At 71.6% G+C, this 14,331-nt stretch carries 14 protein-coding genes; 2 read left to right on the forward strand and 12 right to left on the reverse strand.

Features of this window, described 5'->3' with window-relative positions; all coding sequences use genetic code 11:
- Positions 1 to 90: 90 nt before the first annotated feature.
- From ASG88_RS18435 to ASG88_RS18475, 9 genes are read right to left on the reverse strand one after another with little or no spacing between them, the layout of a single operon-like run.
- Positions 91 to 990: a phosphatase PAP2 family protein gene (locus ASG88_RS18435; RefSeq protein WP_056888917.1), complete on the reverse strand. Its 900-nt coding sequence runs from the start codon at positions 988 to 990 to the stop codon at positions 91 to 93.
- A complete protein-coding gene (locus ASG88_RS23185) occupies positions 987 to 1,472 on the reverse strand; it encodes a hypothetical protein (protein WP_056888918.1) in 486 nt (161 codons plus the stop codon). The genes ASG88_RS18435 and ASG88_RS23185 overlap by 4 nt, the downstream gene beginning before the upstream one ends.
- Complete coding sequence (locus ASG88_RS18445; protein WP_082600716.1) at positions 1,472 to 2,608, reverse strand: glycosyltransferase; 1,137 nt, start codon at positions 2,606 to 2,608, stop codon at positions 1,472 to 1,474. Before ASG88_RS18445 ends, ASG88_RS23185 begins: the two co-directional genes overlap by 1 nt.
- Positions 2,605 to 3,993 (reverse strand): cytochrome P450, encoded by a 1,389-nt coding sequence (locus ASG88_RS18450; RefSeq protein WP_056888920.1) that lies wholly within the window; start codon positions 3,991 to 3,993, stop codon positions 2,605 to 2,607. The genes ASG88_RS18445 and ASG88_RS18450 overlap by 4 nt, the downstream gene beginning before the upstream one ends.
- Positions 3,990 to 4,325, reverse strand: a complete 336-nt coding sequence (locus ASG88_RS18455) for a hypothetical protein (protein WP_056888921.1) — start codon at positions 4,323 to 4,325, stop codon at positions 3,990 to 3,992. Before ASG88_RS18455 ends, ASG88_RS18450 begins: the two co-directional genes overlap by 4 nt.
- Positions 4,325 to 4,672 carry a lycopene cyclase domain-containing protein gene (locus tag ASG88_RS18460; RefSeq protein ID WP_056888922.1) on the reverse strand — a complete coding sequence of 116 codons (348 nt, stop codon included), beginning with the start codon at positions 4,670 to 4,672 and terminating at the stop codon, positions 4,325 to 4,327. Before ASG88_RS18460 ends, ASG88_RS18455 begins: the two co-directional genes overlap by 1 nt.
- The gene (gene crtI / locus ASG88_RS23620) at positions 4,672 to 6,291 is read right to left on the reverse strand and encodes a phytoene desaturase family protein (RefSeq protein WP_200956497.1); all 1,620 of its coding nucleotides are present in this window, start codon (positions 6,289 to 6,291) and stop codon (positions 4,672 to 4,674) included. The genes ASG88_RS18460 and crtI overlap by 1 nt, the downstream gene beginning before the upstream one ends.
- A complete protein-coding gene (locus ASG88_RS23625; protein ID WP_056888923.1) occupies positions 6,288 to 7,175 on the reverse strand; it encodes a phytoene/squalene synthase family protein in 888 nt (295 codons plus the stop codon). The genes crtI and ASG88_RS23625 overlap by 4 nt, the downstream gene beginning before the upstream one ends.
- Positions 7,172 to 8,212, reverse strand: coding sequence for a polyprenyl synthetase family protein (locus ASG88_RS18475; protein WP_056888924.1), 1,041 nt, complete (start codon positions 8,210 to 8,212; stop codon positions 7,172 to 7,174). Before ASG88_RS18475 ends, ASG88_RS23625 begins: the two co-directional genes overlap by 4 nt.
- A gap of 82 nt (positions 8,213 to 8,294) precedes the next feature.
- On the opposite strand from ASG88_RS18475, the gene ASG88_RS18480 reads away from it, so the two are divergent.
- The gene (locus ASG88_RS18480; protein WP_056888925.1) at positions 8,295 to 9,161 is read left to right on the forward strand and encodes a DICT sensory domain-containing protein; all 867 of its coding nucleotides are present in this window, start codon (positions 8,295 to 8,297) and stop codon (positions 9,159 to 9,161) included.
- Between the two features lie 206 nt (positions 9,162 to 9,367).
- On the opposite strand, the gene ASG88_RS18485 is transcribed toward ASG88_RS18480, so the two are convergent.
- The 3 genes from ASG88_RS18485 to ASG88_RS18495 all read right to left on the reverse strand — a co-directional run bounded on the left by ASG88_RS18485 (position 9,368) and on the right by ASG88_RS18495 (position 13,523).
- Entirely contained in the window at positions 9,368 to 10,969 is a 1,602-nt protein-coding gene (locus tag ASG88_RS18485) for an MFS transporter (protein WP_235534920.1), read from the reverse strand.
- Complete coding sequence (locus ASG88_RS22750) at positions 10,962 to 11,645, reverse strand: TetR/AcrR family transcriptional regulator (RefSeq protein WP_235534921.1); 684 nt, start codon at positions 11,643 to 11,645, stop codon at positions 10,962 to 10,964. Before ASG88_RS22750 ends, ASG88_RS18485 begins: the two co-directional genes overlap by 8 nt.
- Before the next feature lie 1,395 nt (positions 11,646 to 13,040).
- Positions 13,041 to 13,523 carry a MarR family winged helix-turn-helix transcriptional regulator gene (locus ASG88_RS18495; protein ID WP_056888927.1) on the reverse strand — a complete coding sequence of 161 codons (483 nt, stop codon included), beginning with the start codon at positions 13,521 to 13,523 and terminating at the stop codon, positions 13,041 to 13,043.
- Positions 13,524 to 13,707: 184 nt separating this feature from the next.
- Between ASG88_RS18495 and ASG88_RS18500 the strand changes: the two genes are divergently transcribed.
- Positions 13,708 to 14,310: a TetR/AcrR family transcriptional regulator gene (locus ASG88_RS18500; RefSeq protein WP_200956498.1), complete on the forward strand. Its 603-nt coding sequence runs from the start codon at positions 13,708 to 13,710 to the stop codon at positions 14,308 to 14,310.
- The last annotated feature ends 21 nt before the right edge of the window (positions 14,311 to 14,331 follow it).

Genomic DNA, 14,331 nt, shown 5'->3' on the forward strand with positions numbered 1-14,331 from the left:
GGTCGTCTGTGTCCGATGACGAAGGCTGCATGCGGCAGCGGCCCATCGCCTTGGTCTGCGATTTTAAGCCTGCAGCTTCCCTTTGCGACATCATCCTTGCGCATACCGGCCGGACGCACCCGCTCGACACGTAGGCAGACGTCTCGCGAAGGTCGCACGAAGCGACGCGACCACGGTGACGGCCAACCCCGCCGTCAGCCAACCCGCAAATACGTCGGCGACGTAGTGCTCGCCGGTGTAGACGAGCGTGACTGCCATCGCCAAGGCATACGCCAGCAACAGCAAACGCCACCGCGGGCCGACCGACGGCCACAGAAACAGGGCGACGAGCAGGGCGGCGCCGGCGTGCAGCGACGGCATCGCGGCGACCGGGTTGCTGCCGTCCTGGGCGGAGGCGACCAGCGTCCCGACGAGATCGAGGTGGACGGGCTCCCAGCCGAGGTTCGAGATGCGCTCGACCGGGCCGATCGCCCCCTGCTCCGACGCCATCCAGGGCGGCGCGGCGGGGTAGGCGACGTAGCCCGTCACCCCGACGGCGGTGAACGCGAGGACCCTCGCCACCCAGACGGCGAAGCGCTCGCGCAGGCGGAACCACAGGACCGCCGTGAGCAGCGGGATGGCGACGAAGTGTGTGACGTAGACCAGCGCGGCGGCGACGTCGTACCAGTGCGGCGACCCGTCGACGAGGCGCGCCTGGAGCCAGACGGTCGGGACTTCGCCGAAGACGGCCCGGTCCGCGTCGGCCGGCCCGGTGACGTGCAGGCCGAAGCCGAGCCGGTTGGTCGCGGCGCCCGCGCTCAGCGGCGCGCTGATCCACTGCGCGACCCAGTAGACGAGCAGGATCGCGCCGAGCGGCGCCCAGGCGATGAGCAGCTGGGCCACCGGCCCGTGCCGGGGGTTCGAGGGCCGCAGCAGCGACGGCGGCCGCGTTGCGGTGGCCGTGCCGCCGGAGGAGCGGGCCGACCCGGGGGCGGTGTCGCGGGACGTCATGCGTACCGCCGCTCGAGCAGCGACTGGATGCGGAACCGGTTGTAGCGCTGGATGAGGATGAACGGCAGGTTGACCAGCACGCCGTACGTGACGAGGAGGCCCGCGGCGAGCGGCGGGTTCCACAGCACGAAGAGCGGCCCGCACGCCATGCACCACCAGTGGGTGAGCTCGGCCCGTCGCGTCTCGCGCGCGAAGAGCCGCAGCCCGGGTCCGTCGTACGACGGCAGCTCGCGCTTGCTGAGGCCGCCGGTGAAGAGGGCCCCCGCCTCGGGGAGCCGGTCCTTCCAGCGGTGGATCCGCAGGCGGCGTCGGTACCAGCGGCCCCCGTCCTCGAACCCTCGCTCCCGCAGCAGCCAACCGTCGCTCTCCAGGCGCTCGTCGCGCAACCGGTGGGCGGCGTAGCCGGTCGCGGCGTGGAACGTCCCCCACGCCACGATGTCGACGAGGATCGTCACGCCCTGCGGGATCAGCAGCCTCAGCATCAGGCGCCTCCCTCGACCGAGCGGTGCCGCAGGTCGACCGCCCGGCCCCGCCACCTCACCGAGCGGCGCAGCGCCGTCTGAGCGGCCGAGCGCGCGAAGACGAGGTCGAACGCGAGCAGGGGCACGGGGAACACCGCCCACGTCCACCACCGGAACGAGCCCACCCGCGCGAGCAGGGACCGCAGCTGCCCCGCGGCCACGACCCAGGCCACGGCCCAGACGAGCGGGTGCCCGTAGGACAAGGCGGCACCCCACCCGGTGACCGCCTCGACGAGCGCGAGGAGCGCGCCGACGGCGACGGCGTGGTGGGCGCTGATCCACAGCACCGTGCCGAGGGTCGGGCCGGGCGCAGCGGCGGAGGCGCCCGAGGCGATGTTCTTGGTCCAGCCGCTGACGAGCTGGCCGAGCCCGCCCGGGTAGCTGCGCATCCGGAGCCGGTCGCCGCCGACCCAGCACCGGACGGGGAGCCCGGCGCGGTGGTAGGCCACCGCGAGCTCGACGTCGTCGAGGATCGCCGACCGGACCGAGCCGTGACCGCCGGCCCGCTCGTAGTCCGCCCGCGAGGTCAGCAGGCACGGCCCGAACGCCATCGGCCGGCGTCCCCCGTCACGCGTGAAAGCGCCGCTGGCCAGCACCGCGACCACGTTGAAGTACGCCGACACCTGCTCGTGCGGCCGCTCGACGGCGTGGAACGGCTGCACGGACACCAGGCCGCCGTGCCGGTCGTGCAGGTCCACCAAACCGGCCAGCGCGTCCGGCGCCAGCACCGTGTCCGCGTCGAGGAACAGCAGCAGGTCGGACGTCGTCGCCTCCGCACCCACGTGGCATGCCCACGCCTTGCCGGTCCACCCGGGCGGCGGCGTCCCGGCGGCCAGGACTCGCGCTCCGGCGGCTCGTGCCACCGACGCCGTGGCGTCGCGGGAGTCGTCGTCCACCACGACCACGTCCACGCCCAGCCCGTGCAAGGAATCCAGCACCGCCGGGAGCGTCGCCTCCTCGTCGCGCGCCGGCACGACGACGGCGAGCGAGGGGACCGACCGAGTGGCTCCCCCGACGATGGTCCGGAGGTCGGCGGCGAGCCACGCTGCGGCACCGCCCGCGAGCAGGAGCACGACGACGAGCACGAGGTCTGTCATGCCGGTACCCGGAGGCGGGTGACGACGAGCGGCATGCCACCGCGGGGATGGACGGCGACCTGCGCGGCCGCCTGCGGGCGGGACCAGTCCGGTGTCACGTCGATCCGGTACGACGGCAGCAGCCGGCTGAGGACGAGGACCATCTCCCCCAGGGCGAACTCGCGTCCGATGCAGAGCCGGGGTCCCTGCCCGAACGGCAGGTAGCCCGAGCGGACCGCGCCCTCGCCGAGGAACCGCTCCGGCCGGAAGGCCAGCGGGTCGGGCCACGTGTCGGTGCGCCGGTGCAGGAGCCAGGGGCTGATGATGACGAGCGTGCCGGCCGGGACCTCACAACCGGCGACCACGTCGGGCTGCTGCGAGCGGCGGGAGAGCGCCCAGGCGGGCGGGTAGAGGCGTAGCGCCTCGTCGACGACGGCCCGGGTCCACGGCAGCCTGTCCCGGTGGCCGACGAGCGGCACCGGTCCCGGGTGTGAGGCCAGCTCGGTGCGCACCCGGTCCTGGGCGGGCTGGTCCTCGGCGAGCAGCATCAGCGTCCAGGCGAGCGCCGCGGCCACCGTCTCGTGCCCGGCGATCACCATGGTCACCAGCTCGTCGCGGATCTCGTCGTCACGCAGGCCGCTGTCGAGCAGCAGGCCGAGGAGGTCGTCGCCGTACGAGTCCCCGGAGTGGCCACGCACCCGCCGCTCGGCAATGATCTGCGCGGAGATGACGTCGAGCCGGCGCCGCGTCGCGCGCAGCCGGACCTTCAGCGGTGTCGGCACCCGGTCGGGGATCGGCAGGATCGCCCGGCCGGCGCGGACGACCAGCTCGGCCGCCTCGCTCGTGGCGTCCAGCAGCTCCTGGGCGTGCCCGGTGAGGTCAGCGGAGAAGAGCGCGCGACCGACGGCGTCGAGCCCGATCCGGTGCGTCAGCGCCGCCACGTCGACGACCGCGCCGTCCTGCACCGAGCTCCGCGACAGCCCGGCGGCGATGGCGCCGTCGGCGGCAGCGCGCACCTGGTCTCCCACCGCCTCCAGCCGCTGGTGGTGGAACGCGGGGGCAGCGAGCCGGCGGTGCTCGATCCAGGTCGGCTCGGCGGAGGCGAGGAGGCCGGGGCCGGTGACCCGGGCCAGCGCGGCGTACTGCACGGTCTGCTTGCCCCAGTGCCGCGCCGACGTCTGGAGCACGTGCCGGGCGGCGTCCGGGTCGTTGACGAGCAGCGCGGGTGGACCCGGCACCGGGAAGGAGACGAGGTCGCCGTGGCGCTCCGCGACCTCGACGAGGAAGGACAGCGGGTGCGCCCGCACCGACCGGAACGCCCGCGCCATGTCGAGGCTGCTCGGGCCCGGGACGCCGATGTCGGTGGGCTGCATCGCGTCGAGGCGGGTCCGGAGCGCGGCGCTCACGCGCTCTCCTCGCCGTTGCGTCTGCCGAGCCACACCCAGACGACGGTAGTGCTCAGCACCAGGGCGAAGCCGAAGCCGAGGTCCTCGACCGGCGCGAAGACGAGCCGGCCGTCACCCACGAACCGCACGTCGCCGCTGCCGAGGATCGCGTCGCCATCGTAGCGGACGATGCGGCGGCCGGTGAGCCAGCCGTTGGTCAGCAGCTGGAAGAACACGATGATGCCGTACGCGGACCACCAGCTCGCCGTGCTCGTCACCCGGGTGCGCGCGACCCAGCGGTCCAGCGCGATCGTCGCCAGCACCGCCACCACCGTGAGCGCCGTGTAGGTCATCACACCTCCTCGCGGCGTCGAGCGCTCCGGGGCGTGTTGCCGCGGACCACCTTCACCGCCTCGTACGTCAGCACCGTCACGACCGGGATGACGACGAAGAAACCCACCTCCTCGAGGGGAATGCCCGCGACCCGCCACGGCAGCGTCTGGGCCGGGTCGAAGTGCCAGTGACGGGCGTGCGTGGCGTAGAGGTCCCAAAGCAGGAACGGCGACCCGGCGGCCAGCACGGTCAGGAGCAGCCGGCCCGGCTGCCGCAGCACCCGCAGCCGGAACGCCGGCACCAGCGGCAGCGTGCCGGCCAGGCAGAACGCCAGCATCGCGACGTACGACCAGCGCTCGAGGCCCATCAGGACGGCACCGGCAGCGCCGACCGGTCGCCCGTCAGCCGCTTGAGGACGAGCTCGGCGCTGATCAGGCACATCGGCAGCCCCACCCCGGGGACGGTGCTCGCTCCGGCGTAGAGCAGCCCGTCCACCTTGGCGGAGGCGTTGCCGGGGCGGAGGAACGCGCTCTGACGCAGCGTGTGCTCGAGGCCGAGCGCGCCACCCCGCCAGGCGTTGTAGCGCCGCTCGAAGTCCGCCGGCCCGACGGTGTGCCGCACCAGGACGCGCCCCCGCAGGTCGCTGACCCCGGCCCACGTCGCCACCTGGTCGATCGCCGCGTCCACGGCGCGTTCGACAGCCTCCGACCCCCGCCCGTCGTCGCCCCCGCTGCCGATCTCCACGTCGGCGGGCACCGGCACGAGGACGAAGAGGTTCTCGCACCCCTCCGGCGACACGGTGCGGTCGGTCGCCGACGGCTTGCAGACGTAGATCGACGCGGGCTCCGGGACCCTGGCGTCCGGTCCGAAGATGTCGCCGAAGTTGCTGTCCCAGTCGGACACGAAGAACAACGAGTGGTGCGCGAGCTCGGGGAGCCGGCCCTCGATGCCGAGCATCGCCAGCACGGCGCCGGGGCCCGCTGACCGGTGCCGCCACGCCGGCTCGGGGTGGGTCTGCAGCGCGGCGGGGAGGAGCGCGGTCTCGAGGTGGTGCAGGTCCGCGGCACCGACGACCACGTCGGCCGGGAGCGTACGGCGACCGCCGCCGGCCACCTCGTGCTCGACCCCCGTCACCCGTGCACGGCTGCCCCGGGCGCCCCCCTCGGTGAGGATGGCCGTGACGGGGGTGCCGGTGCGCAGGCGGGCGCCGTGCCGCTCTGCCAGCGCAACGATGACCTCGATCAGCCTCGTGAACCCGCCCTGCGGGTAGAGCACTCGGTCACCGAGGTCGAGGTGGCTCATCAGGTGGTACATGCTCGGCGTCCGGCTCGGCGACGACCCGAGGAACACCGCGGGGTAGCCCAGCACCTGGCGGAGCCGGTTGTCGGAGAACCGGGCGGCCACGTGGCTGCCCAGCGACCGGGTCAGCAGCCGCCCGAGCTTCGGGCTCCGCCGCACCACGTCGGGACGCAGGAAGGCCGCGGGCGAGTCGAAGCTGTTGTAGAGGAAGCGGCGCAGGGCGACGTCGTAGGTGTCCTTGGCCGAGCGCAGGTAGGCGTCGAAGCGTTCCCCGGCGCCCGGCTCAAGCGACTCGAACACCGCCCGGTTGTGGGCGCGGTCGGGACGGATGTCGACCGGGTCGGGGTGCCCCTCGAAGAACACGCGGTAGCTCGGGTCGAGCACGGTGAGGTCGAGCTCGGCGGCCGCCGTGGTGCCGAGCAGGTCGAAGAAGTGCTCGAAGACCTCGGGCATGAGGTACCACGAGGCGCCCGTGTCGAAGCGGAACCCGTCCCGCTCGACGCTGCCGACGCGACCGCCCAGCTCGTCGTTCTGCTCGAGGAGGTCGACGCTGTGCCCACGCGACGCGAGCAGCGCGGCGGTGGCCAGCCCGGCGATGCCGCCGCCGACGACCACCACGCGACGGCTGCCGCGCTCGGGCTCCGTCGTACCCCCGAGCAGTCGGTGGTGGGGCAGGAGCGACGTCACGACCGGCCGCCGTACAGCGCGCCGGCGGCGATCCGGACCTTGACCGCGTCCGGGACCCGCACCCGCTGACGCCGGATCTCGGCGGCGGGCGTCGCGCGCAGCCGCGCGGCGAGCTCGGCGAACGTCGCGTGGGCCGCTGCCGCCGCGCGGCGGCTGCTCGGCGGCAGGTCGGGCACGACCAGGGCCGCCGCCGCGAGGTCGGCGTCGATGTCGATGAGGATGCGGTCGCGGTCGGCGTCGCAGAAGCGGTCGACGACGAGGCCCGGGAAGTAGGCACGACCCAGGAGGTCGTAGTCCTCGGCGAGGTCGCGCAGGAAGTTGAGCTTCTGGAAGGCGGCACCGAGCCGCCGGGCCCCCGGGGCGAGCCGGTCGTGCTCGGCGTCCCGCTCGGGCCCCGCGGGCCGGTCGGCGAGGAAGGCGCGCAGGCACATGAGGCCCACCACCTCGGCCGAGCCGTAGACGTAGCGGTCGAAGGTCTCCGGCGTGTGGGTCGAGGTCTCGAGGTCCATCTGCATCGACGCGAAGAACGGGTCGATCATGTCGTCGGTGATGCCGCAGGCGATGGCCGTCCGGGCGAACGCGTGCACGACGAGGTTGGCGCTGTACCCGGTCCGCAGGGCGTGGCGGACGTCCTCGTGGAGCCAGCCGAGCATCCGGGCGCGGGACTCGACGCCGAGGGACAGGTCCGGGTTGTCGACAATCTCGTCGGCGATCCGGACCAGGGCGTAGATGTTGCGCACCCGGCCCCGGACCGGGCCCGCGAGCAGGCGGGACGCGAGCCCGAACGAGCTGGAGTAGGAGCTGATGACGAGCGCGGCACTGGCCTCGGACACGCGGTCGTAGAGGCGCTGCACGGGTCGGGTCTTGACGAGGAAGAGGCTCATGCCGCCACCTCCGCGCCGGCGGCGAAGGCCGCCGGGTGCACTTCGACCACATCGAGCAGGGCGACCGGGATTCCGAGCCGGACGAGCACGTCCCGGGCGGCGGCGAGGTGGGCCTCGACCAACCCCTCGACGTAGTGGCGTGACCCCGACCGCACCAGGAGGTCGCGGACCTCGTCGAGCTCGCGGTCGTCCAGCTCGCGACCGACGTGGCCGAGGATCTGCCCCCACTCCGGCGTCGACCGCGCGTGGACCAGGAGCGGGGTCTGCTTGCGCGTGCGCAGGTCGCTCGTCGCGCTCTTGCCCGTCCGGCCTGGGTCGCCGAAGACCCCCAGGAGGTCGTCCACGAGCTGGAAGGCGATCCCGAGCGAGCGGCCCGCGTCCCCGAGGTCGGCGACCGTGCTGTCGTCGGCGCCGGCGAGGAGCGCACCGGCCTGGAGGGGCAGCTCGAAGGAGTACGCCCCGGTCTTCTGCTCGGCCATGGCCAGGCTGCCGCCGAGCGACGACGGCGCGGTGCCGATCGACAGCTCCACGTCCGCGAGCTCGCCGGCAGCCGTGGTGTGCAGGGCCGCGTCGAAGAGGTCGAGCAACCGCCCGACGACCGCGGTCGGTGCCCCGCAGGTGGCCACCGCACGGATCGCCGCGGCGAGGGCCAGGTCGCCGGCCAGGATGCCGGCCGTCCGACCCAGGTCGACCGCGTCCTCGGGCGACGCGCCGCTCTCCAGGGCCAGCGCGCGGAAGGTGCCGCTCACGTTCGGACGTCCCCGTCGCACGTCGTCGCCGTCGATGACATCGTCGTGGATGACGAAGGCGGTGTGGAGCAGCTCGACCGCCGCCCCGACCTCCAGGGCTGCCGCGGTACGGCGCCCACCGAGGGCGTCGTGCGCCGCGACCACCAGGGCAGGCCGGAACCGCTTGCCACCTTCCGTCGCCAGGGCCAGCGCGGCCCAGAGTCGGGCGTGCTGCGCCGTGACGGCGGCGCGCGCGGCACCGGCGTCCAGCAGCCGACTCAGGGCGTCATCCGTCGTGCGTGGGGTCACCGCGTCCTCCTGAACCTCGACCGTGTTCCCACAAACTATGCAATACTTCAAAAAATATCTAGGCAACGTGCGGAGGTTTCGAGTGACCAGCCCGGACCACACGCACCTGTTGACCATCAGCGACCTGTCGGACCGCACCGGTGTCCCACCCGCGACGCTGCGCAGCTGGGAGCTCCGCTACGGGTTCCCACGTCCCGCACGATTACCCGGTGGACACCGTCGGTACACGGAGCAGGACGTCGCCGCCGTGCTCGAGGTCCTCCGACACCGCACCGCCGGGCTCGCTCTCGGGGCCGCCGTACGGCGCGTCGGGACGGACGGCCCCCCATCGCTCGCCCTGCGGTCGCGGTCGGTGTACGCCGAGCTCCGCCGCCGCCACCCCGAGCTCATCCCGCAGCGGTTGTCCAAGGCGACCCTGGTCGCGCTGAGCCATGCCATCGAGGACGAGTGCTGCGCCCGCGCGGAGGAACCGGTGCTCTTCGGCGGGTTCCAGCGCGCGATGTTCCTCGAGCAGGCGCGCGCCCGCTGGACCGAGCTCGCCCGCACCGCGCGCGCCGCCGTCGTCTTCGCTGCCCTCGCCGAGCCCTCACTGTCACGCCCCGGCGCCCTCACCGAGGTGGCGCTGCCCCGGGAGGCGCCGCTCAACCGCGAGTGGTTGCTGGTGTGCGACGCCGACGACCTCCCGGCGTGCATGGCCGCGGTCGAGCGACCCGGCCAGGACACGACGCGCGACGCGCAGCGACGCTTCGACGTCGTCTGGACGGTCGATGCGCAGGCCGTACGGCACGCCGGCCGGGTCGCGACCGCGCTGGCCGACGAGTACCGCCCGGACTGGCGCGCGAGCCGGCTGCCGCTGCTGGCGGACGAGCCCCCTCCCGCGTCGGCCGACCTGCACCGAGCCTCGCAGTTGCTGAACCGGATGATGGGCTACCTCGACGCCAGTCATTGAGCTCCGAGGCGCCAAACGGCAGGAGACTGCTGGACGCACCACGCGGGTGCCGGAACCAGCGAGCGGTCAGCGACACGCGCTCAGCGACGGGACTCGGCTACCGCCGGCCGACGAGGCTGGTACGGATAACTCAGCCGTGGACTCATTAATTCACGCGGCCGCCAACCTCTCGGGCTGACGACCGCCTCACGAGTGAGTGGGCTGCCTCAACCGACGTGGACGCCCTCGGGGCCGTCGGTGGCGAGCTCCTGATGCTTCACGTCGAGGAAGATCCAGATCACCGCGGATGCCGCGAGCATCAGGATCGAGCCGACCAGGAAAGCCTGGGTCGAGCCCTCAGTAAAGATCTGTTGCTGGACGATGATTTGCATCCGCTGCATGACCTCCGCTGACGGGGCCTCGCCGCCCGCAGCGGCGCCGGCCTGGGCCAGCTCGGCGCCCCGGTCGGTGAACGTCTGTGTGGCGACCGTGGCCAGCACTGAGAGGCCGAGGGCGCCGCCGACCTGCTGCATCGTGTTGAGCACCCCGGACCCGATGCCGGACTCCTCGGAGCGGAGGTGGTGGACCGCCGTCAGGGTGACTGGCACGAACGTCAGGCCCATGCCGACCGCCATCAAGACGGTGTACGGCAGGATGTTGGCGACATAAGTCCCCGTCACGTCGCTCACCGGGAACTGGGTGTCGAATGGGATCCGGGAGAAGCCGAACAGGGCGCCCGCGGCGAGCAGCGTGCCGACTCCCGAGATGTAGCGGGGGTCGATCCGGTTCACCAGGTTGGAGGCCAGACCGGCCCCGAACACGATGCCCACCGTGAACGGCAGGAACGCGACACCGGTCTTGAGCGGGCTGTAGCCCATGACGTTCTGCAGGTACTGGCTCAGGAAGTAGAACATCGCGAACATCGCCGCGGGCGCGAGGAACATCGCCACGAAGCTGGACGCCCGGGTTCGGTTGGTGAAGATCCGGAACGGGAGCAGCGGGTGCGCCACCCGGCTCTCGACCAGCCCGAAGACGACCAGCAGCGCCACGCCGACCACCAGGCTGGCGACGGTGATCGCGTCGCTCCACCCCTCGGTGCCGGCGCGGGACAGGCCGTAGACGATGCCGACCAGCGCCAGGGTGCCAGTGACGGCGCCGGGCAGGTCGAGCTCGCCCGGGTGCGACTCGGACTCGTTGAGGAAGCGCGGCGCCAGGGCGGCGGCACCGAGGCCGATCGGCACGTTGATCAAGAAGGTGAGGCGCCAGCCGTCAACGACCATGCCGAAGAGCTCCGGCGACGTGCCGGTCAGCCAGCCACCGAGGATCAGACCGACGGCCGCACCCGCGCCGGACATCGCGGCATACACCGCGAAGGCCCGGTTGCGGGCGGGGCCTGCGGGGAACGTAGTGGTGATCAGCGCCAGGGCGGCCGGGGAGGCGAGCGCGGCACCGAGGCCCTGCAGGCCACGGGCGGCGAGCAGCAGCGGCTCGTTGGTCGCGAGCCCGCCGAGCAGGGAGGCGACCGCGAAGATGCCGAGGCCGATCATGAACACCTTGCGGCGGCCGTAGAGGTCACCGAGGCGGCCGCCAAGCAGCAGCAGGCTGCCGAACGCCAGGGCGTAGCCGGTGACGATCCACGTCAAGTTGGCGTTGCTGATGTTGAGGTCGACCTGGATGTAGGGCAGCGCGATGTTCGCGATGGTGGCATCGAGGACGACCATCAGTTGGGCGATCGAGATGAGGACCAGAGCCCAGCCGAGGTGGAGCTCGCGCTGTGGGGCGGCCATGCGGGCCGCGTCGGGTGGGGTGGCGCGGTCGATGTCAGTCAAGACGGTTCCTTGTCTTCGCGGGGGTGTGGGTTTGCGGGCGGCAGGCCGGGATGATGATCTGGTCGATCAGGGCGGTGATCAGGTCGGGGGTGGCGTGCTCGCCCATCAGAAAGATTCGGTGCAGGACCATCCCGGCCAGCGCCGGTGTCACCAGGTCGATGTCCAGGTCGGCGCGGATCTCGCCGCGGGCCTGTGCTCGCTCGTAGACGAGTCGACCCATGGCCACCTTGGGTCCGATGAAGTCGCGCCGAAATCGCTCGGCGAACTCGTCGTCGAGGTTGAGCGCGGTGATGATGCTGGCCAGCATCCCGAGCGGCTTCGCGTCGGTGAGGCCGCCAGCCCCGCAGCTCATCTCGATGAGGTCCTGGCGGAAGCTACCGGTGTCAGGCGAGGTGGCCGGGCCCTTGTGGAGCATGACGGCCTCAATCACCAGCTCAGCCTTCGAGTGCCACCGGCGGTAGAGGGTGGCCTTGGAGGCCTTCGCGCGAGACGCGACGGCGTCCATGGTGAGACGGTCGTAGCCGACCTCGGCTAGCACGTCGAGCGTCGCGAGCAGGATCTCCTGCTCGCGCTCACCTTCGATGCGGGGCCGGACGGCCGCCTCTTGTGGTGTCACGCGGGGTGTCTCCTGATGCTCGGTCGAAACGGAACAGTTTCGTTTCAGCCACAACTGCAAGCAGGTCAGCGGAATTCCCGCGAACGAGAAAGATCTCGCGGGCCCATCTAGTCCACAGTCCGAGAATGACCTCAAACCTTGCGACCACACCGACCGAGCTACCCAGGTGATCGCTGCTAAGGCCCGCACCCGTACCCCGGGCGAGTACGAGCGTCTCCCGCGCTGCCCGCCCAGCACCGGCTGATGGTCGAGACCCTGATCGAGGCCGGACTGCGGTGCGGCGAGCTGATCGCGCTCGAGCCCCCCGATCGACGTCCTCCGCCGCACGCTGGCCGTCGAGGAGACCATCGTGAGGTCTCCAAGGAGCACTCCCCCACAGGGCGCCTCGCGTCCTGGCCCGACACCCGAGCCCTCGCGTTGCTGTCCCCGAGGCCGACGCCTTGTATCCGATAATGCCAGTGACTACTTCTCCGCCGGCCGGACGCGGTGACTTGACCGCCTGTGGTGACGATGTGTGTGGACCTCGCTCTGGTGATCGGTGCCGCGTCCTCCCTCTCGCTCGCGCTACCGGACATCGCCGAGAGCACCGGGCCACGCAGACCGAGCTGACGTGGGTGGTGAACGTCTAAGCCCCTGGCCTCTGCGGCGTTGCTGCTATCGGTCGGGATCGCAGCCGACCGGTGGGGACGTCAACATAGGTTGCGAGCCTACCCTTGTTCGCTGTCGCATCGCTGGCGTCCGGGCTGGTGGAGCAGCCGGGGACCCCCCATTGCGCTGCGAGGCCTGGCAGGTATCGGCGCCTCCGCGGTGATGCCGGCGACTCTCTCGGCCCTGGTCGATGCCTTCCCCGACGCGCGGCGACCGCAGGCCGTCGCGATCCGGGCAAGGCGTCTCGGGAGCAGGCACCATGGTGGGAATCCTGATCTCGGGCATCCTGTTGGAGCACTTCTGGTGGGGGGCCTATTCATCAGCGCGTCGGCGCCAGTGAGTCCTTCGCGAGAGCGGGTGGGAGTTGCCGATCCACCGTTGAGGCTGAGCCGATCGGTTCTGAGGCCGGCCTTCCGTCCGACTCCCGTGAGTTTCTTGCCTGGCGAGGTAATCCTCGAGCACGCGACAGCCCCGACGTACGTCTCGTCGTAGCCGCAGCTCAGCCGCCAACCTGACTCGGGGAGCCGGCGTTTCGCACACCCGTTCTCGTACACGTTGGCGCCCACGTACCAGCAGCTTCCACCGGCAAGGAGGCCACCGACGAGCCACCACACGAGGTAGCGAATCACGTCGAGGAAGGTTCCGGCCAGGTAGTGCCATCCGAGTCCCGTGGAGGTCCGCAGAACGCACAGCCCTCTCCCGGACTGGCCGGGCAAGACGGTAGGTCCGGCGGCGGCCAAGTGCGTAACGAAGACGCGGGGCTGACACTACGCCGAGCTACATAGGAATGAAACGGGCAATCGTGACTCAGGCAAGTTCCGAGACAAGATCAATGATGTGACGCAGCAGCGGGACCGCGATCGACTGCTCCTCGGCGGTGAGGGATGTCCAGGCCACCGCCAACCGGTCGGCAACCAGGCCGCGCTTGGCGGCCAGGAGCTGCTCCCCGCGCTCGGTGAGCGTGAGTACGCGTCGGCGTCGATCATCCGCGGCTGGGATGCGGCGCAGCAGGCCGGCCGCTTCCAGCCCGGCGGCCTGTTGGGTCACCGTGGGTTGGCTCAGCAGCGTGTATGCCGAGATGGCGGCGATGCCCTCGCGACCGCAAGCCTGCACGGCGTCCAGCAGCACCAACTGCGGCACGGTGACGTCGTCGAAAAGCGGCTGAAGTCGGCCCCTGGTCCGCCGAGCGACTGCGAGCAGGGCCAACACCGCATCGGCGAACTGTTCCCCGTCAGTCGTCGTCTGGTTCCGTGCGCGGTCGACGCCGACCGCTTCGCCATCAGCACCCATACGCGCTCCCCTAGGTCGATGCCGCCGACTAACTGGACCGGCCGCCGAAGGCGGATCAGCAGTCGCGTGTGCCGTCACGCTACCGGCCGCCGGCGGCGGCTACCGCTCACCAAGGCGTCAGGCGAATGCCTGCGTGCTCACTGGGCAATGTTGCTCAATGGGCAGGCCCCGTCATACTGAGGGAGTGGATCGTGGGCTGCGGGACCTCAAGCGGGAGGCGACGGCACAGGCGCTGGCCGAGGCGGCCTTCGAGCTGACCCGTGAGCGCGGGCTGTTCGGGTTTGTCACTGCGGACGTCGTGGAGCGGGCGGGCTACTCCCGGCGCACCTTCGCGAACCACTTCTCCTGCAAGGAGGAGGCAGTCGCCGCGGTCGCGTTCGGGGGTGTCGACGACGCCAGCGCGATCCTCGCCGACCTGCCAGAAGACCTGCCACTGCTCGACGCCCTGTTATCCGTCATGAGGGATCAGTTCACCGCGGACACCCTGGTGAGGATGCGCGAGCTGATGGCCATGGCACGGCAGTACCCAACCCTCGAGCCCTACGTCCTCAGCGTTCAGCAACGCATGCGCCACACCGCCCAAGAACTCCTGGGATCCGCAGCCGGGGACCGCTATCCCGCCATCTACGTGCCACTGCTGTTCGGCGCCGTCTACGGCGCCGTGATGGCCGCCCTGGAGGGAACTCTCGACGTGCACCTAGACGGCGAGAACGACGCCACCCCGGCATCGATGGACTACGGCTCGTTCCTCGATCTCACCTTCGACTACCTGCGCCACGGCCTCTAGCCACCGCCTCGCCCACCAGGA

This window comes from Nocardioides sp. Soil777 (genome assembly GCF_001428425.1).
Lineage (GTDB): Bacteria > Actinomycetota > Actinomycetes > Propionibacteriales > Nocardioidaceae > Nocardioides > Nocardioides terrigena.